This is a genomic window from Haloechinothrix alba (genome assembly GCF_900188115.1).
Classification (GTDB): domain Bacteria; phylum Actinomycetota; class Actinomycetes; order Mycobacteriales; family Pseudonocardiaceae; genus Haloechinothrix; species Haloechinothrix alba.
The window spans coordinates 1-16,837 of record NZ_FZNW01000010.1; the positions used below are offsets into that span (position 1 = coordinate 1).

Here is a 16,837-nt window from a genome sequence, read left to right on the forward strand (position 1 = left end):
AGGGGCGAATAGTTGTAAGAGTCACGACCAGGGCGCGGAGCGACACGACGCTCACCCTGCCAGCCAGTCCCAGACCAGCCACCTGAAGACTCACAGTAGTTGTGGTGGATGTTCCAGACCTTGATCGCGGCCGACCGTTCGTCTGCATTGGTGAAGGGCGGGCGTAGAGGAGTTCCTCGGCGAGCTCGTGGGTGATCCGCTGAGCCGTGCACGTGTTCTCACGTCGCCAGGATTCGATCCGGTTGATCTCACCCGAGCAGGGACGGCATTCGGGCTCGTGAGCGATCGGTCGAGTCTTGCACCTCTCCGCCGGTCGCCGTCTCCCCTCCGCGCTGAGTGGCGCGTTCCCGTGCGGCGCAACTCTGAGCTCTGCTGTCCTCATATGTTGAACTATGGTACAACTAGTACGTAAGTTCAACTAGTTTTGGAGAGCACTATGAGCCCGGAACCGTCGGCGCGTGCGGGGTGGCGGGCGTGGGGTGGTCTCGCGCTGTTGGCGTTGCCGACCATGCTGTTGGGTCTCGACGTGACGGCGCTCTACCTCGTCATTCCGAGTCTTGCTGCGGACCTGGACCCCACGGCGACAGAGACGTTGTGGATCATGGACGCCTACGGCTTCTTCATCGCCGGGTTCCTGGTCACGATGGGGACGTTGGGTGACCGGCTCGGACGGCGCCGCATGCTGATGATCGGCATGACGGCGTTCGGCGTGGCCTCGGTTCTCGCGGCGGTTGCCCCTAGTGCCTTGTGGCTGATCGTGGCTCGGGCGCTGCTCGGGGCGGCCGGGGCAACGCTGATGCCCTCGACGCTGTCGCTGATCAGCAACATGTTCACCGACGTGCGGCAGCGAGCCTTGGCGATCGGCGTGTGGGCCACCGTGTTCGCGCTGGGGATGGCCGCAGGCCCGATCGTGGGCGGCGTGCTGGTTTCCAGCTTCTGGTGGGGTGCGGTCTTTCTCATCGCCGTACCGATCGCCGCGCTGGTGCTGGTTGGTGCACCGGCGCTACTGCCAGAGTTTCGGTCCCGTGCCGGGCGGCTCGACCTGCTCAGCGTGGGGTTGTCCCTGGCGGCGATGCTGCCGATCATCTACGCGATCAAACACGTCGCGGCCCACGGCTTCGACGTGCAGGCGTTGGTCATGCTCCTTGTCGGCAGCGGCGCGACAGTCGGCTTCGTCCGTCGTCAACTGCGCCTGACAGAACCGCTGCTCGATATGAAGCTCTTCACTACCAGCCGGGTCTTCTCCGCAGCCTTGACCATCCTCTTGATCGGTCTGGTCGGTTTTGGCGGGGTGATGTACCTGGTCACCCAATACCTACAGCTCGTCGAGGGCCTGTCGCCCACGACGGCCGGGCTGTGGATGGGCCCACCCGCACTGGCCATGCTGCTCGGAGCTATCGGTGCGCCATTGCTGGCTCGTCGCCTCCCGCCGGGCATCGTCATGGCAGCCACTCTGGCACTGTCGCTATTCGGGTACGCCTTGCTTGCCCTCGCCGACACCAATAGCAAGCTGAGCGTGGTCGCTGGATTCGCCTTCATCTACCTCGCGCTCGGGGTCATCGCCGCACTGGGAACCGATATTGTTGTGGGTGCGGCACCGGCAGAGAAATCCGGCTCTGCCGCTGCGCTATCGGAGACCGTGCAAGAGCTTGGCATCGCGGCAGGGGTGGCGCTCCTCGGCAGTCTCACCACGGCGATCTATCGGACCACGGTCGAGGTTCCCTCCGGGCTGGCCTCATCCGCGGCCGAGGCGTACCGCGACAGCCTCTCCAGCGCATCGTCCGTCGCGAGCCAGCCGGCAGCTGAGAATCTCGAGAACGCACGCGCCGCATTCACAAGCGGGCTCAACACCGCCTCCATCGCAGCAGGAATCGCCATAGCGGCTGCTGCGCTAGCCTGCGTCGTGACACTGCGACACGTGCGGCCCCTCGGGGACATCCACCCTCAGCCGGAGCCGATAGCCTCGACTGACGGGAGCGACGAAATCCGGTGAGACGATGGCGGTTGAAGAAGACACGGAAGACGGGCGCAAACGTCGCGGCCAACGCCGCCGAGCCCAGATCATCGAGGCAACGCTCACGATTGTCCGCCGCGACGGTGCCACCGGCGTCACGCACCGAACCGTCGCCAAGGAGGCCGGCATCACGACCAGCCTGACTCTCTACTACTTCGCCACCCTGGACGACCTGCTGGTAGCAGCACTGACCAGCGTCACCGATGCCTACACGCAGCGCATTCGCCAACTCATCGACACCGAGACCGACCCGCTCGACGGGCTCGCCCAGCTGATTGCCGAATCCGCCGGCCCCGGCCGTGAGCGCGCACTTGCCGAACGCGAGCTCTCCACACTGGCGGCTCGCCGACCCGTCCTACGCCCTGTAGCGCGCCGCTGGCGCGACAACGTCGCGGAACTAGCCCGAACACAGACCGACGACCCCGACATCATCGAAGCCTTCGTCGCCCTATCGGACGGCCTCTGCACAGCCATCCTCCTCGACGAACACGAAGCCGACCCGGACCACATCCGGGCAGTCCTCAGCAAAGCCCTCCCGAGATCCAGCCAATAGCCCAATTGGTCACAGCAGTCAGCACCCCAATTCGCGTCACGAATGTCCCACCCCGCAACAGCTAGTCGGGTGGTTCGATGTAGCCGTCCTCGTCACTGGTGACGTCGTCGACGATGTGCTGCTCCTCGTCAGGGTGTTCGGGTAGGGGTTCGTCGTCGGGGACGAACTCGAGATCCGGATCCACCGGTCCTCCCGGCTGACCACTCATCGTTACCTCCTCGAGGGTCGACGCCGGACGGTCGTGGTACAGGAATACCCGCCCGCTGCCGGTACACAAACCTCGCACCAGCGGCGACGGCCATCTACAGTGGTGGACACGCCATCGCGTGGAGGGCCGAGCGGATGACCGAGACATCAGCAGGGCACCTACCGGAGCAGGTGCGGATCGCGATCGTGGGAAGCGGATTCTCCGGGCTGGGCATGGCCATACGCCTCAAGCAAGCCGGCATCCACGACTTCGTGGTGCTGGAGCGCCGCGAGAGCGTCGGCGGGACGTGGAACGACAACACGTACCCGAACTGCGGCTGCGACGTTCCCTCCCACCTGTACTCCTTCTCGTTCGCGCCGAAACCGGACTGGAGCCGTACCTACTCGAACCAGCCGGAGATCTGGCGTTACCTCGCCGACTGCGCCGAGGAGTACGGGGTCACCGACTACATCCGGTACGGCGTCGAGGTGCGCTCGGCAGCCTGGGACGGCTCGGCTCTGCGGTGGCGGGTCACCACCGACAGCGGCACCCTGTCGGCCCAGGTGGTGATCAGCGCGATGGGGCCGCTGAACGAGCCCCGCTACCCCGACATCGACGGTCTGGACAGCTTCCAGGGCACGATGTTCCACTCCGCGCGCTGGAACCACGAGCACGACCTGCGGGGCAAGCGGGTCGCCTCGGTCGGGACAGGCGCATCGGCCATCCAGTACGTCCCGGCGATCGCGCCCGACGTCGAGCAGCTGTACGTCTTCCAGCGCACCGCACCCTGGGTGGTGCCGCACACCGACCGCCCCCTCACCGAGGTGGAGCGCCGCCTGTACCGCTCGTTCCCTCCGTTGCAGCGGCTGGCCAGGGCGGGCGTCTACGTGGGGCGCGAGCTGATGGTGCCGGGTTTCGTGAAGTACCCGAAGCTGATGCGCGGGCTGGAGTGGCTCGCGCTCGGCCACATGCGCCGCCAGCTGCGTGACCCCGAGCTGCGCCGCAAGGCGACGCCGGACTACACCATCGGGTGCAAGCGGATCCTGCCGTCGAACGCGTGGTACCCGGCCCTCGAACGGTCCAACGTCGAGCTGGTGACCGGTGGGGTGCGCGAGATCCGCGCGAACTCGGTGGTCGGCTCCGACGGCACCGAGTACCCGGTGGACACGATCGTGTTCGGCACCGGGTTCCACGTCACCGACATGCCCGCGGCGCACCAGGTGTACGGCAGGGCCGGCAGGCGCCTCGACGAGATGTTCCGCGGCAGCCCGCGCGCCTACCTGGGGACCACATTCGCCGGATTCCCCAACATGTTCATGATGCTGGGGCCGAACACCGGGCTCGGCCACACCTCGATGGTCTACATGATCGAGTCCCAGATCAGCTATATTCTCGGTGCGCTACGCGAGATGAACCGGCGCGATGCGCACACCGTCGAGGTGCGCGCCGATGTGCAGGACGGTTTCAACCGCTGGGTCGACGGCAAGATGCAACCGACCGTATGGCAGACGGGTTGCTCGAGCTGGTATCTGGACAGCACCGGTCGTAACGCGACGCTGTGGCCGGACTGGACGTGGCGGTACCGGCATCGCATGGCACGCTTCGACCCCAGCGACTACGAGTTCGTCGTGCGATCCCCCAGGGAACGAGCGGGCGCCATCGAGGTCGCGGGCTAGCGATGCGGGCCCGGCAGGCGGCCGGACCCGAGTTCGACGGCTATCACCGGCTCGCCACCAGGTCCGTGTGCGAGGCCACCGCCTCGTCCACGGTCGAGAAGCGCTCGACCTGCCCGGCGAAGTTCGCCGCCCGCAGCGCCCGTTCGACGCAGTGCGGGTTTCCCACCAGGCAGAACCGCCCACCACGGGCATGCATCCGGCGGCTCGCGGCCAGGATGTTTTCCACCGCGCTGATGCCGAGGAAGTGCACCCGGGAGACATCCAGCGCGACCATGGTTACCGCGCACGACAGTCTCGGCGCGAGCAGGTCGTCCAGCCGCCCGACGGTGGCGGCGTCCACCACCCCCGCAGCCGTGACGACCGCAACATCCTGGGTCGGGTGATCGAGTGAGAGGTCGATCGTGTCAGGTCGCATGGCTGTGCTCCTCCCACGGCTCGGGTGAGGTACACAGTTCCTCTCTACTAGCGAAGCCCCGGACGTTCAACCGGTGTGCGGCCACCCACTCAGGGAACGCCTGCTCACTCGGCGTCGTCGGCCGGCGCCTGCCCGACCCCGTAGTCGGGTAGGTCACCGCCGCCGTCACCGTCGCCGCCGTCCGGGCAGCCGGTAGCCAGGAGTGCCGTGGCGGCGACGGCGAGTGTGAGCCTGGCGAGCGAACGTGCGCGTGCAGATGCCGATGTCATGCCCAGTGGGTTCCCCGTGGTCACGGACGCCAAACGGGGCGGCGCGGCGGCGGGAACGAGCGGATACTGGGGGACGAGAGCGGGCGGATGCATACGGGTACCGGGCCGCGGGGTAACCGAGTACCGGGGCGAACACGCCGGCTGCGGTGCGGCGGGAACCACGCGGCCAGGGATGACGGCCAACGGGAGTGAACCATGACAGCCACTGTCACGCTCGGACGGATCGCCGGAGTCCGCATCGGGCTGCACTGGAGCGTGCTCGGGATCGTCGCGGTCCTGGCAGGCGCGGGGTTCGCGCGCTGGCCGGAGATCGTGCCCGGTTACTCCTCCGTGGCGTATGCGGTGGCCGCCGTCACCGGCGCCGTGCTGTTCCTGGTCTCGCTGCTGGTGCACGAGCTGAGCCACGCGCTGGTCGCGCGCAGGCACGGCATCGCGGTTGACGGGATCACGCTGTGGCTGCTCGGCGGTGTCGCGCGGTTGCGCGGGGAGGCGTCCAGGCCGCGCGCCGAGCTGCGCATCGCCGGGGTGGGGCCGCTGGCCAGCGTCGTCGTGGCGGTGCTTTTCGGGCTGCTGGCGTGGGTATCGACGATTCTCGGTATCGCCGGGCTGGTCACCGTCGTGCTGTCCTTCCTCGCCCTGATCAACGTCGTGCTCGCGATCTTCAACCTGATCCCGGCCGCACCGCTGGACGGCGGTCGGATCCTGCGTTCGGCCCTGTGGGCGTGGCGAGGTGACCGGTACCGCGCTGCGGTGTGGAGCGCGCGTGCCGGTAAGGGTTTCGGGTTCGGCCTGATCGTGCTCGGCGGTGTATGGGTACTCACCACAGCGGGGCCGGACGGCATCTGGTGGATACTCATCGGTCTGTTCATCGTGACCGTGGCTACCGCCGAGGAGCAGCAGGCCCGGACGAGCGTCGCGCTGGCAGGCGTGCGCGTGCGGGACGCGATGACGCCGCGGCCGTGCCGGGTGGACGGCTCCACCGGCGTCACGACGTTCCTCAGCGAGGTCGCCCCGGTCCGCAAGCACTCGGCGTTTCCCGTGGTGGACGCCTCCGGCAGGCCGTGCGGTCTGGTCTCCGTCGAGCAGGCCGGGAAGGTCCGCGCGGAGCGCAGGCACGTCACCACGCTCGCCGAGGTGGCTGCCTCGCTCGCGGACGTTCCGGTCGTCGGGCCGGACGAGGCGTTGACCGACGTGCTGCCCCGGTTGGACGGCAGTGCGGGCGGGCGGGCGCTCGTCGTCGAGGACGGCGCGCTCGTCGGCATCCTGACCTCGCGTGACGTCAGCATGATCAGCACGCTGCGAGGCCTCGACGGCAGCGCAGGTGGGCGTGGCGCGGGAACGGTATTCCGGCCGGCCGGGTAGGCCGTAGCGACCGGTGTTGGCGAGGAGGACGGTATGACGGAGTCGTTGCGGTTCCAGGTGGACGGCGCCCTGCTGGAAGGCGATCTCACCCTTCCGGACGGGGCGCAGGGGCTCGTGGTCTTCGCGCACGGTTCGGGCAGTTCACGGCACAGCACCCGGAACAAGGCGGTGGCGCGGCCGCTGCAGGACAGGGGGCTTGCGACGTTGCTGTTCGACCTGCTGCACGCCGAGGAGGAGCGGGAGGACGCCCGGACCGGTCGGTTCCGGTTCGACATCGCGTTGCTGACCGGGCGGCTGATCCACGTGATCGACCAGGTGTCCACATGCGACCGGACGCGGGGGCTGTCACTCGGCCTGTTCGGGGCGAGTACTGGGGCGGCGGTCGCGCTGCTGGCCGCCGCGCGCCGTCCCGACCTGGTCTCGGCGGTCGTTTCCCGTGGCGGGCGTCCCGACCTCGCAGGCGAGGAGGCGCGGCAGGTGCGCGCGCCCACCCTGCTCATCGTCGGCGGGCGGGACGAGCACGTTCTCGAGCTGAACCAGGAGGCCGCGCGCAGGCTCGTCGCGCCGCACGAAGTACGGGTCGTGCCGGGTGCCACGCACCTGTTCGAGGAGGCCGGTGCGCTCGACCAGGTCGCCGACTGGGCGGGCGAGTGGTTCATCGGGCACGGCTCGGGCACGCGTGCCGCAGCGGGTTAGCCCGATGCCTGACCCGGTTCGCGCGGAGACTGGCCGGGGTTGTTGGTGTTGTAGGCGAGTTCCTCGGCGTGCGCGAGCGCCTCGTCCAGCACCCGCTGTTCGCGTTCGTCCAGCTCGGCGCGCAGCTGTGGTCCCGCTGCCCGGATGAGGACGATGAGCCGCTTCGCGATGCCGCGTGCCAGGGTCAGCCGGACCCGGTCGGTGGCCAGCTCGCGCTGCGACTCGGTGATGAGTTTGCGGTAACGGTGGTTGAGCTCGGCGTGCCGGTCGAGGAGGTCGAGCGCGCCGCTGACCGCGGTGAGCTGCTCCGTGGGTATGCCTGCATCCGATGGGTCCGTCACGTCCGGCGAGCATACGCCGCCCGCGTGGCCACGGGGTGGCAGGTCTCGCCCGGTGACGTGTGGGCTGTGGCACCCGCCTTCTGTACGAGTGCTTCGATGTGCGGATACTGGAAGGTGTACCCGGCTCGGTGTCGGCCCGGGGACAGGTGAGCGTGTGGAAAGGTGCCAGCAGGTGAAGGTCAGTGTCGATCCCGACGTGTGCGACGCCCGGGGCCAGTGCGCGGTCGTCGACAGCGAGCTGTTCACCCTCGCCGAGGAGGGCTTCAGCGACATCGGCGAGGGCAAGCCGGTGCCGCCCGGCAAGGAGGACGTCGCCGAGCAGGGTGTCGAGATCTGCCCCGTCCAGGCGTTGTCCATCGACGAGTAGCCGGTATCGCGGGTGGCAGGCGGTGCTCGTTGTGACTACGAGCCGTATCGGCCCGCCATGAGTCGAAGGTCCAGCAGGCGTAGCGGGCGCGTTTTGCGTCTCCGTTTTCAGCGCAGCCCAGCTGCGCCGTGACGAATATCCCGAGCGCGGCTTCGTGCAAGCGATGGCTCTGCGATTGCGCCTTGATCGAAGCCCGCTTCTCTCCGGAGTGGCGCTCATCGCATCGCCCGGCCCGGTACCCACAGCCCGTCGGGCGCGCGCAGCCTGCGGCGCGGCGCGCCGGGCCGGTCGTTGTCGGGTAGCTCCAGGAGCGCGTCGATCACCTCGGCCACGGTTCCCGAGCGGTGCCACAGGGGTTCCGGTTCGATCTGCGCTCCCGGTGCCGGGTAGCGCGCTGCGATGGCCTCATGCATGCCGTGGACCAGGAAGGTGTCCATGACCCCGGCACGCCACCGCTGCGCGTACAGCGCGTCGACTACGGCGCCGCTGGAGTCGTACAGGTGCCGGAAGGTGAAGCCTGCGGTCACGCTGCGGCGCAGCGCCTCGATGTGCGGCCGCTCCTCGTCGCTGTGCGGGTGCATCAGCGACGCGCATCCTCGCCGGGGTGCTCGTCATGGGGCGCGGCGGCCCCCGAGGGGGTCGGGGTCGCCTCGGGAGTCGCCGCGCCGGGGTCCCGGCGCGCGGGCGCGTAGGCGCGGGCTCGCGCCCGGGCCGGGAGCTGGGGGAGCACGCTGTCGATCTCCTCGCGCGTGTAGCCCCACAGCGGGGCGCCGACGTACAGCCGCGCGGCGATGTCGCAGGCCGTACAGGTGGGGAACGGTCCGAGCGTGTGCCGTCTCGGGGCGGTGTCGGCCTCGGTGACCGTAACCGGCTCGGTGTGCCCGAGCGCGGCCACGGTGTCCCCGGCCCTGTTCGGGCACGGGCCGCGCAACCAGTAGGCGTGCAGCGCGCCGCATGCTTCCTGCCAGCGGATCTCGGCCATGACTACCCCGTTCCCCAGTCGTACGTACCGGACGTCGCGAGTGAACTATTGTTGCAAGCTTGCAAAATAGCAAGCATGGTATAGATCGTCACGACACATTTCATCCCAACGAGCGATGCGGGGGACGGTAAGGTGCGTGAGCACAAGCTGAGGGGAAAGGTGATGCAATTATGGCCAAGTCGAAAGGCCCCAGCGTCCGCGAGCGACGGGTCGCGCGGCGGCTGCGCAAGTGGCGGACCGACGTCGCCGGGATCCCGACCCTGGAGCCGGTAGCCTCGCAGCTGCGCTGGTCGCCGTCGAAGCTGTCCCGCCTGGAGAACGCCGAACAGATCGCCGGACCCGCCGAGATCATCGCGTTGGCCACGATCCTGGGAGTCGACGAGGAGGAGCGCGACCGGGTCGTCGCAATGGCGTCGCGTGAGTCAGCCGGCTGGTGGCTGGGATATACGCCGGAGATCGTGCCGAACGCACTGGCCGACTATCTGGAGACTGAGGCCGAGGCCAGCATCGTTCGCAACGTCGAGACGATGTTGGTGCCAGGCTTGTTGCAGACCTCAGCTTACGCCGAGACGCTTATCCGCGCGTGGCCTGCGCCCAGTGAGCACGCGATTGCCGAGCGGCTCAGTGTGCGTCAACAGCGTCAAGCGCGCCTCGATGAGGACCCACCGTTGCCGCTGCATGCCATCGTGCATGAGAACGCACTGCACCTACCGATCGGTGGCCGTGAGGTGATGCTCGAACAGCTGGACTGGCTGCTGTCTCGTGCGAAGCAGAGCAAGATCACGCTGCAGGTGTTGCCGATCAAGATCGGTGCATACGGCGGTATGGGCGCGAGCTATCACATTGTCAGCTTCGACGGGGATGAAGCCGCAGCGGTTTACCTGGACCGGCTTACCGATGGGCAGTTCGTTGAGGAGGACGACCAGGTCGAGACGTTCCACCGGAACTTTCAGCGATTGATTAACGTGGCCTTGGATCCTGACGCTTCGGGGGAACGTATCCTGGAGATCCGCAAGGGGTTCACGTAGCGACGACGAGTAGGAGAACCGGCAGATGGCAGCGAGCGGCTACCCCGATTGCGACTGGGCCGCAGTTCGCGCCACTGCCCGCAAGGCCCAGGCCAGTGATGGACAAGGGGCTTGCGTGATGCTGGCTCGCACCCCGGACGGTGGGGCCGTCTTCTTCGACTCCAAGCTGCCCGAGGACGGGCCGTTCCTGTACTGCACGGCCGAGGCCTTCCGCGCGCACCTGGCCGCCGTGAAGGGCGGCGAGCTCGACGCCCCGCAGGCCTGACCCCGGCCGGGACATGCGTGCGCTGCGTTTCCCGCTCGGCCCCGTCCGGCGCCATCGCTAGACGTTGTCCCTGGGGATCGTGGAGTGCCAGTTCCTGCTGAACACGCGCTCCCCATTCTCGTAGGCGTCCAGCTGGGCGTGCAGCACGAACTCCGCCGGGGTGCACGACAGCGTGGTGTGGGTGGTGGTGTGTACGCGCCAGTCATCGCGCTCGAAGCCGATGTTCCAGTCGATGCTGCCCTGCACGGAGTCGAAGTCATCGGCCACCGACTGGTACTTCTCGTCGACCCGCCTGGTGACGTTCAGCCCGATCTCCTCGAAACGGACCTTGCCCAGGTCCTTCACGACATCCAGCGCGGAGACGTAGTTGACCAGGTCCCGGGAGATGTCCCAGCGCTGCTCACCCGGCCATAGCTGCTGCGTGGCGAGCGGCGGGGTGCCCTCCGGCTCGCCGAACGGAACCGTCGGCGTCAGGTCCGGCTCCGATGTCGGCCGTACCGGCAGCACCAGCTCGCTCGACCCCGCGTACACGGTCAGGTGCACCGGCTCGGGCGGTGGCCAGGCCAGTGGCCAGTAGGACGTCGAGATCGACACTCGAAGCTTGTGCCCGGCAGGGAACACCTGGGCGACGCCGTTCAGCGAGACGCTCACCGAGTAGCGCCTGCCGGGCTCCAGCGGCTCCGGCTCGGCGTGGCTGTCGCGGTGGGTGAGGTTGAGCAGGCCGTAGGACACGCGGGTGGCCTGGCCGTCCGGGGCTATATCGGACAGCCGCACCGTGACCATCGCGTTCGGGGCGCTGGCGGCCACGTCCAGGTTGACGACGGGAGAGCCGAGGATCTCGTGCCGGTTGGTGAGCACGGCGCTGTCGAACACCAGCGACCCGCCGTCCTCCTCCCGCTGGTCGTAAGGCTGGTCCGGGGGTGCGTTGTAGGAGCACCACTTGCCCGCGAACTGCCCGACAGACAGCGGCGACTCCACATCGAGCGGGGTCTCCTCGACCTGCTCGCTGCCCAGGCAGATGCTGTTCACCCCGAGCGTGAAGTGCGCGAGCCGCACGTTCGGCGAGGGCCAGCCGGGCTCGCCGACCCAGCGGCCGGGCCGGCGCTGGTAGGTCGTCGACGGTGGCACGCTCTCCTGCATCCAGATCCGCAACATCGGATCGTCCATGACGCGGTTGTCCACCCCGGACAGCCAGTGGTCCCACCAGCGCACCAGCTCCTGCAGGAACCCGATCGCCGGACCGGGAACGCCGAGATGCGGGTACTTGTGCGACCAGGGCCCGATCAGGCCCTTGCGCGGTACGTCCAGTTCGGACAGCAGGCGGAACACCGCGTTCGAGTAGCCGTCCGCCCAGCCGCTCACGGCGAGCACCGGGACGTCGATGGCCGAGTAGTCCTCGCAGACCGATCCGTGCCGCCAGTAGTCGTCGCGGCGCTGGTGTCGCAGCCACTCCTCCAGCCAGGGCCTGGTGTTCTCCAGGCGCTCGTGCCACATCTCCCGCCACCGCTTCCCGGCGAGCGCCGGATCCGGCGGGCAGGAGCTGTAGGCGAACATCGTCGAGGCCCATGAGAGGTTGTCCGACAGCAGGCAACCGCCCATGTAGTGCACGTCGTCGGCGTAACGGTCATCCGACGAGCAGACCGTCACGATCGCGCGCAGGCTGCTCGGCTTCCTGGCTGCTATCTGCAGTGCGTTGAATCCACCCCAGGAGATCCCCATCATGCCGGTGCGGCCGTCGCACCAGGGCTGCTCCGTGAGCCAGTCCAGCACCTCCAACCCATCGGAGAGTTCTTGCTCCAGGTACTCGTCGAGTAGCAGCCCTTCGGAGTCCCCGCTGCCCCGCAGGTCGACTCGCACGCACGCGTAGCCGTGCCCGGCGAGGTACGGGTGGTGTATCGAGTCGCGCCTGGCGGTGAGGTCCCGCTTGCGGTACGGGATGTACTCCAGGATGGCCGGAACAGGGTCGTTCTCGGACGTCACGGGGCGCCAGATGCGCGCGGCCAGCCGCGTGCCGTCGGAGAGCGGGATCCAGACGTGCTCGTCCTCCTTGACGGAGTAGGGCAGGTTCGTGACGGTCCGCATGCCGGTTGCCTCCTCGGTCCGTGTCGATGTCAGTCCCGGGGTGGCGGCTCGTCGAGTTCCAGCGGCAGCTCGGCCAGGAAGGTCTCGTACTTCTCGGACAGCTCCTCCTCACTGTCCGCTCCGATATGGATAGTCGCTGGTTCGTAGCTGTAGCTGTCCCGGTTCGCGCATTCCGACAGCCAGGCTCCCTCCTCGGCGACGACCTCCGCGGTGCAGCCGGGCACGCGCGACTCGACGTGCCGGATCTCCGCCTCCGTGGGTGATCGCCGGACGTAGGAGTCGGTGAACCGCCGGACGAACCACTTCGCCGCGTGCCGGTAGGTCCCCTCACGGTGCGGGAACCGGGGGTCCAGGCCGAGGCCGAGCCGTACCATGCACTGGTGGTTGGGTGCGCCGTCGACGTGCTCGAACAGCCGGGCGTGCGACTGCGAGTGCCTGGGGTTGACCTCGAGCACAGTGACCCCCTCGCGCTCACGGTCCACGACGAACTCGATGTTGAACGCAGTGGCGTCCAGGCCGAGACGTTCGACCACAGCCCGGGAGATCGTCTCGGCACGCTGCAGCACACCTTCCGGTAGCGCCGACGGGTACTGGAACCGCAGGAAGCTCGGGCTCTCCGGGTAGGGGATCGAGTCCACCGCGCCGTACAGGTGGACCGCGCCGCCGTGGCTGTAGCCCTCCACGGTGAGCTGGGGACCGTCCACGGCTTCCTCGGCCAGGCACGCCTGCCCGCCGGTGCGGGCGACCTCGTCGGGCAGCTCGACCTGGCCGAGCACGAAGTCGAACGCGGGTCCGATGTGCTCGATTCCCGCGGAGATCTCGCTGACGGGGAAGTCCCAGTACCCGACGATGGCGTCGATGCGCCCGTCGAACGCATCTAGCTGGGCTTGTGCCCTGCTCAGCAGGTCGGGCAGGTCCACCCGCTCGCGGCGCAGTTCGGCCATCGACAGCAGCGGGTGGAAACGGTAGTCGCTCGCCCGGTACTGGCGGGCGAGCGAGTCGAGGTTGTGCCGGTCCAGCCCGAGTACGAAGACGTTCCGGTGCGCCACGCCTGCTCCCGTTCCCGCGGTGTGGATCACGACTGGTTGAGCTGGGCCCAGGCGGCGTCGATGATCGCGGAGGAGTCGATCCCGGCGTGGTGCAGTTGCTCGTCCGGCTCCGCGGAGGCGGGCATCGACGTCACACCGAGCTTGGTGACGCGGGGTGCGTCGTGCGCGTCGGTGAGCGCGTCGAGTACCGCGTCGCCGAGCCCGCCGGTCGGCCAGTGGTCCTCGACGGTGATCACCCGCCCCGTGCGCGCGGCGGCGTCCCGGACGGTCTCGCCGTCGAGCGGTTTGACCGAGTAGGCGTCGATCACCCGTGCGGCCATCCCGTGCTCGGCGAGGAAGTCGGCCGCCTCGAGTGCCTCGTGCACGGTGATACCGGCCGCGACGATCGCGACCTGGTCGTCCTCGCCCGCGCGGTGCACGCAGCTGCCTCCGACGGGGAAGGATCGCTCGGCGTCGTAGATCACCGGGGTGGCACCCCGGGTGGTGCGCAGGTAACAGATGCCGGGATGAGCCGCCATCGTCGACGTCAGATGGGCGGTCTGATTGGCGTCACAGGGGTAGAGCACCGTGCTGCCGTAGACGGGGCGGAACGCGGCCATGTCCTCCAGGCCCATCTGGGACGGGCCGTCCTTGCCGATGGAGACCCCGGCGTGCGAACCGACCAGCTGCAGGTCCGCCCGGCCGATCGCGGCCATCCGGATGAAGTCGTAGGCGCGCCCGAGGAACGCCGCGAAGGTCGCGACGTAGGGCGTCCAGCCGCGGGCCTGCATTCCCACGGCAGCGGCGACCATCTGCTGCTCGGCGATGTAGCACTGGAAGAAGCGGTCGGGATGTGCCCGCGCGAAGTACCCCGCGCGGGTGGAGTCGCTGACCTCGCCGTCGAGGGCGACGACGTCGGGGAGGGCGTCGCCGAGGGCCACCAGCGCCTCCCCGTATGCGGTGCGCGTGGCGACCTCCTGGCCGGGCTCGTAGCTCGGCAGCTTTACCGGCTCGCCAGGCATGGTGTGCCCACCGGCGGGTGCGCGCGCCGGAACATCCACGGTGATCGACCGCCTGCCGCCGAGCTCGGCCACCGCCTCGTCGAGGTCCGGCACCGGTTTGCCGTGGGCGTCCTCGACACCCTCGACCGCGCTCACGCCTTTGCCCTTGACCGTGCGCGCGAGGATGGCGGTCGGTTCCGCGGACTCCGCGGCCTCGGTGTAGGCCGCGTCGATCTGTGCGGGGTCGTGGCCGTCGATGTCGACGGTGTGCCAGCCGAGCGCGCGCAGCCGTGTCGCGTGGACCGTGGTGTCCCACCCGTAGCGGGTGGGGCCGCGCTGGCCGAGAGCGTTGATGTCGATGACGGCGGTCAGGTTGTCCAGCCGGTTCTGGCCGGCGTGCTCGAAGGCCTCCCACATCGATCCTTCGGCCAGCTCGCTGTCCCCGCAGAGCACCCATACCCGGTACGGCAGGTGATCGAGGTACCTGCCTGCCAGGGCGAAGCCGACCCCGATGGGCAGGCCCTGGCCGAGCGAGCCGGTGGCCACATCCACCCACGGCAGCCTGGGCGTCGGGTGGCCCTCCAGCCTGCTGCCCAGCGTCCGGTAGCTCAGCAGCTCCTCGTCGTCGATCGTGCCCGCGGCGGCGAACATCGCGTACAGCAGCGGGGACGCGTGCCCCTTGGAGAAGATCAGGCGGTCGTTGTTCGGCTCGTACGGATCGGTGAAGTCGTACCGCAGATGGCGTGCCAGGAGCACCGCCATGAGATCCGCAGCCGACAGCCCGGACGTCGCGTGCCCGGACTGTGCCTGGTGGGTGCAGCGGACCACGTCCACCCGCAGCTGCTGGCCGAGTTCGGAAAGTTCCTGGATCGACGGTTCGGGTCCCGACACGGTCGCCTCCTTGATTCCCTGCCTTCGTGTGCCGTTCCGTCGCCTCTTCCTGCGGTGTCAGGAAGCGCCTGTGGCGGGCGCGGAGTCGGTGAGTACGGAACCGAGGGGGTCGGCGTTGCTCCGCGCGCAGTGCGCGCAGCAGTAGACAGCCTCGCTCGTGTGAACGCCGTGCCCGATGATGCGGCACCGGCAGTGCGCGCACGTGGGCGCGAGACGGCTGATCGCGCACTCGAAGGAGTCGAACGTATGACCGGAACCATCGGGCATGCGCACCTCGAAAGCCTGCTCGAAGTCGTTTCCGCAGGTCTCACACGTAGCCATCGCGGCATCTCCTCTCGCCCGCATGTTCGGCTGGCCACTGGAGGGGTTCCCACCGGCCCGCGAGATCAAACCGCCACTACGCCCGGCGAGTGCCGCGCGCCGTATTATCCGGCGGGAGGGGAGCAGTAGGCTCGCCCATCCGCTGCCGCGCCCGGAGAGCCCGGCCCTTCACGGGGCATGCGATGCCGGGGCCGGCATCGGTCCGGTGTCGACGTGTCCAAGGGGAGGAGGACGCATCGAGGGACAGTGGACGACTCGGGAGCCGCGTGGCCGGCGCACGGGCCTGATCCTGCTCGCCGTGTTCCTGGTCTCCGAGGTGACGTTCGTCGTCGCCTCCGTGCTCATCGTGGTGCCGTTCGTGCTGTTCGGCGCTCGGGATCAGGGGCTCCCGCCGGGGGCGCTCGTGGCGTCTGTGGTGGTGCCCGCGGTACTCGCGGCCGTGGTCGCAGTGACCGGTACGGCACTGTTCGCCGGTGGCGACCGTGTGGCACGCGTGCGCCGCGAGCTCGCGGCACGGTGGAACTGGCGGCACCTCAAGGTGGGACTGGCCATCGGGGTGGCGGGGCTCGTGGTCACGGTGCCTGCCTCGATCGTCTGGGCCGAGGTCGTCGGGCGGGACCACGCCAGCTCGGCTGTCGGTGAGATATTCGCGGGCCGTCACCTGGGTGTGCTGGCCGGGGTCACGATGTTCCTGGGGGTATGGCTGGTGGCGCCGCTGTGCGAGGAGCTGATCTTTCGAGGGGTGCTCTGGAGTTCGCTCGAGCACTGGCGGTGGAACCGCTGGCTCATCCTGCTTGTCACCAGCGTCGTGTTCTCGGTGGCACACCTGGAGGTGCTGCGCAGCCCGCTCCTGCTGGTGCTGTCCATACCGATCGGTCTCGCCAGGATGTACACCGGCAACGTGCTGGCCAGCATCGTCACCCACCAGGTGAACAACTTCCTGCCCGCCGTCGCCCTGCTCTTCGCCACGACGGGATGGGTGGATATCGAGGTGTAGGCGGTCCCGCTCCCCTCGCAGGTGCGTGCGCCCGGCAGCCGGGTCAGCCCGGTTCGCCGCGCCGCTTGCGGTGCGCGACCCACCCCGTATTGACCAGCAGGCCGAGCGCCACGGCGAACAGCGCTAGCGCGAACCACAACCACCCGTCCATGCGCAGTGCGACGATGCCGGTGGCAACGCAGAAGAGGATGCCGATCCCGGACACCCACAGGCGCAGGGTCAGCGCGCTGTACATCGGGGCCGCTCCGGCCCAGCCGGCGGTCGGGTCGTGGTAGTCAGGCAGTCCGCGTGCGTACTCTTCGCGGGTGAGCGTGCGGTGCTGACGTCGTGCGGTCATACTCCCGGGATGCCCCGACACCGCC

20 protein-coding genes are annotated in these 16,837 nt (G+C 68.7%); 9 read left to right on the forward strand and 11 right to left on the reverse strand.

Annotated elements, in window-relative coordinates:
- Positions 1 to 436 precede the first annotated feature (436 nt).
- The gene (locus CHB84_RS10855) at positions 437 to 1,993 is read left to right on the forward strand and encodes an MFS transporter (protein WP_089301451.1); all 1,557 of its coding nucleotides are present in this window, start codon (positions 437 to 439) and stop codon (positions 1,991 to 1,993) included.
- Between the two features lie 4 nt (positions 1,994 to 1,997).
- A complete protein-coding gene (locus CHB84_RS10860; protein ID WP_089301452.1) occupies positions 1,998 to 2,567 on the forward strand; it encodes a TetR/AcrR family transcriptional regulator in 570 nt (189 codons plus the stop codon).
- A 61-nt stretch (positions 2,568 to 2,628) separates the two neighbouring features.
- Here CHB84_RS10860 and CHB84_RS22890 read toward each other — a convergent pair whose 3' ends face one another.
- Positions 2,629 to 2,775, reverse strand: coding sequence for a hypothetical protein (locus CHB84_RS22890; RefSeq protein ID WP_176439906.1), 147 nt, complete (start codon positions 2,773 to 2,775; stop codon positions 2,629 to 2,631).
- A gap of 134 nt (positions 2,776 to 2,909) precedes the next feature.
- On the opposite strand from CHB84_RS22890, the gene CHB84_RS10865 reads away from it, so the two are divergent.
- A complete protein-coding gene (locus tag CHB84_RS10865) occupies positions 2,910 to 4,430 on the forward strand; it encodes a flavin-containing monooxygenase (RefSeq protein WP_089301453.1) in 1,521 nt (506 codons plus the stop codon).
- A 43-nt stretch (positions 4,431 to 4,473) separates the two neighbouring features.
- On the opposite strand, the gene CHB84_RS10870 is transcribed toward CHB84_RS10865, so the two are convergent.
- Together CHB84_RS10870 and CHB84_RS22895 are read right to left on the reverse strand one after the other, a co-directional pair.
- A complete protein-coding gene (locus tag CHB84_RS10870; RefSeq protein ID WP_089301454.1) occupies positions 4,474 to 4,845 on the reverse strand; it encodes an STAS domain-containing protein in 372 nt (123 codons plus the stop codon).
- A gap of 104 nt (positions 4,846 to 4,949) precedes the next feature.
- Positions 4,950 to 5,114 (reverse strand): hypothetical protein, encoded by a 165-nt coding sequence (locus CHB84_RS22895; protein ID WP_176439907.1) that lies wholly within the window; start codon positions 5,112 to 5,114, stop codon positions 4,950 to 4,952.
- A 195-nt stretch (positions 5,115 to 5,309) separates the two neighbouring features.
- Between CHB84_RS22895 and CHB84_RS10875 the strand changes: the two genes are divergently transcribed.
- Positions 5,310 to 6,476, forward strand: coding sequence for a site-2 protease family protein (locus CHB84_RS10875; RefSeq protein ID WP_089301455.1), 1,167 nt, complete (start codon positions 5,310 to 5,312; stop codon positions 6,474 to 6,476).
- 33 nt (positions 6,477 to 6,509) lie between these two features.
- Entirely contained in the window at positions 6,510 to 7,172 is a 663-nt protein-coding gene (locus CHB84_RS10880) for a dienelactone hydrolase family protein (RefSeq protein ID WP_089301456.1), read from the forward strand.
- Here CHB84_RS10880 and CHB84_RS10885 read toward each other — a convergent pair.
- Positions 7,169 to 7,513 (reverse strand): hypothetical protein, encoded by a 345-nt coding sequence (locus CHB84_RS10885; RefSeq protein WP_089301457.1) that lies wholly within the window; start codon positions 7,511 to 7,513, stop codon positions 7,169 to 7,171. The two genes, CHB84_RS10880 and CHB84_RS10885, sit on opposite strands and share 4 nt — an antisense overlap.
- Positions 7,514 to 7,685: 172 nt before the next feature.
- Between CHB84_RS10885 and CHB84_RS22900 the strand changes: the two genes are divergently transcribed.
- Positions 7,686 to 7,880: a ferredoxin gene (locus CHB84_RS22900; protein WP_176439908.1), complete on the forward strand. Its 195-nt coding sequence runs from the start codon at positions 7,686 to 7,688 to the stop codon at positions 7,878 to 7,880.
- A gap of 215 nt (positions 7,881 to 8,095) precedes the next feature.
- On the opposite strand, the gene CHB84_RS10895 is transcribed toward CHB84_RS22900, so the two are convergent.
- Together CHB84_RS10895 and CHB84_RS10900 are read right to left on the reverse strand one after the other, a co-directional pair.
- Entirely contained in the window at positions 8,096 to 8,461 is a 366-nt protein-coding gene (locus tag CHB84_RS10895) for a hypothetical protein (RefSeq protein ID WP_089301458.1), read from the reverse strand.
- Positions 8,461 to 8,862, reverse strand: coding sequence for a hypothetical protein (locus CHB84_RS10900; protein WP_089301459.1), 402 nt, complete (start codon positions 8,860 to 8,862; stop codon positions 8,461 to 8,463). Before CHB84_RS10900 ends, CHB84_RS10895 begins: the two co-directional genes overlap by 1 nt.
- Before the next feature lie 170 nt (positions 8,863 to 9,032).
- Here CHB84_RS10900 and CHB84_RS10905 point away from each other — a divergent pair, with 170 nt between their 5' ends.
- Positions 9,033 to 9,890, forward strand: a complete 858-nt coding sequence (locus CHB84_RS10905; RefSeq protein ID WP_089301460.1) for a helix-turn-helix domain-containing protein — start codon at positions 9,033 to 9,035, stop codon at positions 9,888 to 9,890.
- Between the two features lie 25 nt (positions 9,891 to 9,915).
- Entirely contained in the window at positions 9,916 to 10,155 is a 240-nt protein-coding gene (locus CHB84_RS23785) for a DUF397 domain-containing protein (protein ID WP_089301461.1), read from the forward strand.
- Positions 10,156 to 10,212: 57 nt separating this feature from the next.
- On the opposite strand, the gene CHB84_RS10915 is transcribed toward CHB84_RS23785, so the two are convergent.
- Genes CHB84_RS10915 through CHB84_RS10930 form a run of 4 tightly spaced genes read right to left on the reverse strand, consistent with a single transcriptional unit; the run spans position 10,213 to position 15,478 of the window.
- A complete protein-coding gene (locus CHB84_RS10915; protein WP_089301462.1) occupies positions 10,213 to 12,237 on the reverse strand; it encodes a CocE/NonD family hydrolase in 2,025 nt (674 codons plus the stop codon).
- Positions 12,238 to 12,266: 29 nt separating this feature from the next.
- Complete coding sequence (locus tag CHB84_RS10920) at positions 12,267 to 13,286, reverse strand: ATP-binding protein (RefSeq protein ID WP_089301607.1); 1,020 nt, start codon at positions 13,284 to 13,286, stop codon at positions 12,267 to 12,269.
- 26 nt (positions 13,287 to 13,312) lie between these two features.
- On the reverse strand, positions 13,313 to 15,157 hold the full coding sequence (locus tag CHB84_RS10925) for a transketolase (protein WP_217898518.1): 1,845 nt from the start codon (positions 15,155 to 15,157) through the stop codon (positions 13,313 to 13,315).
- A 57-nt stretch (positions 15,158 to 15,214) separates the two neighbouring features.
- Positions 15,215 to 15,478 carry a hypothetical protein gene (locus CHB84_RS10930; RefSeq protein WP_089301463.1) on the reverse strand — a complete coding sequence of 88 codons (264 nt, stop codon included), beginning with the start codon at positions 15,476 to 15,478 and terminating at the stop codon, positions 15,215 to 15,217.
- 22 nt (positions 15,479 to 15,500) lie between these two features.
- Here CHB84_RS10930 and CHB84_RS10935 point away from each other — a divergent pair, with 22 nt between their 5' ends.
- Complete coding sequence (locus CHB84_RS10935) at positions 15,501 to 16,475, forward strand: CPBP family intramembrane glutamic endopeptidase (RefSeq protein WP_245818679.1); 975 nt, start codon at positions 15,501 to 15,503, stop codon at positions 16,473 to 16,475.
- 43 nt (positions 16,476 to 16,518) lie between these two features.
- On the opposite strand, the gene CHB84_RS10940 is transcribed toward CHB84_RS10935, so the two are convergent.
- Positions 16,519 to 16,812, reverse strand: a complete 294-nt coding sequence (locus CHB84_RS10940; protein ID WP_089301464.1) for a hypothetical protein — start codon at positions 16,810 to 16,812, stop codon at positions 16,519 to 16,521.
- Positions 16,813 to 16,837 lie beyond the last annotated feature (25 nt).

Coding starts and splice junctions, on each gene's coding strand:
- CHB84_RS10855 (WP_089301451.1), top strand. CDS start 437: ATGAGCCCGGAACCGTCGGCGCGTGCGGGGTGGCGGGCGTGGGGTGGT.
- CHB84_RS10860 (WP_089301452.1), top strand. CDS start 1,998: ATGGCGGTTGAAGAAGACACGGAAGACGGGCGCAAACGTCGCGGCCAA.
- CHB84_RS22890 (WP_176439906.1), bottom strand. CDS start 2,775: ATGAGTGGTCAGCCGGGAGGACCGGTGGATCCGGATCTCGAGTTCGTC.
- CHB84_RS10865 (WP_089301453.1), top strand. CDS start 2,910: ATGACCGAGACATCAGCAGGGCACCTACCGGAGCAGGTGCGGATCGCG.
- CHB84_RS10870 (WP_089301454.1), bottom strand. CDS start 4,845: ATGCGACCTGACACGATCGACCTCTCACTCGATCACCCGACCCAGGAT.
- CHB84_RS22895 (WP_176439907.1), bottom strand. CDS start 5,114: ATGACATCGGCATCTGCACGCGCACGTTCGCTCGCCAGGCTCACACTC.
- CHB84_RS10875 (WP_089301455.1), top strand. CDS start 5,310: ATGACAGCCACTGTCACGCTCGGACGGATCGCCGGAGTCCGCATCGGG.
- CHB84_RS10880 (WP_089301456.1), top strand. CDS start 6,510: ATGACGGAGTCGTTGCGGTTCCAGGTGGACGGCGCCCTGCTGGAAGGC.
- CHB84_RS10895 (WP_089301458.1), bottom strand. CDS start 8,461: ATGCACCCGCACAGCGACGAGGAGCGGCCGCACATCGAGGCGCTGCGC.
- CHB84_RS10900 (WP_089301459.1), bottom strand. CDS start 8,862: ATGGCCGAGATCCGCTGGCAGGAAGCATGCGGCGCGCTGCACGCCTAC.
- CHB84_RS10905 (WP_089301460.1), top strand. CDS start 9,033: ATGGCCAAGTCGAAAGGCCCCAGCGTCCGCGAGCGACGGGTCGCGCGG.
- CHB84_RS23785 (WP_089301461.1), top strand. CDS start 9,916: ATGGCAGCGAGCGGCTACCCCGATTGCGACTGGGCCGCAGTTCGCGCC.
- CHB84_RS10915 (WP_089301462.1), bottom strand. CDS start 12,237: ATGCGGACCGTCACGAACCTGCCCTACTCCGTCAAGGAGGACGAGCAC.
- CHB84_RS10930 (WP_089301463.1), bottom strand. CDS start 15,478: ATGGCTACGTGTGAGACCTGCGGAAACGACTTCGAGCAGGCTTTCGAG.
- CHB84_RS10935 (WP_245818679.1), top strand. CDS start 15,501: ATGTTCGGCTGGCCACTGGAGGGGTTCCCACCGGCCCGCGAGATCAAA.
- CHB84_RS10940 (WP_089301464.1), bottom strand. CDS start 16,812: ATGACCGCACGACGTCAGCACCGCACGCTCACCCGCGAAGAGTACGCA.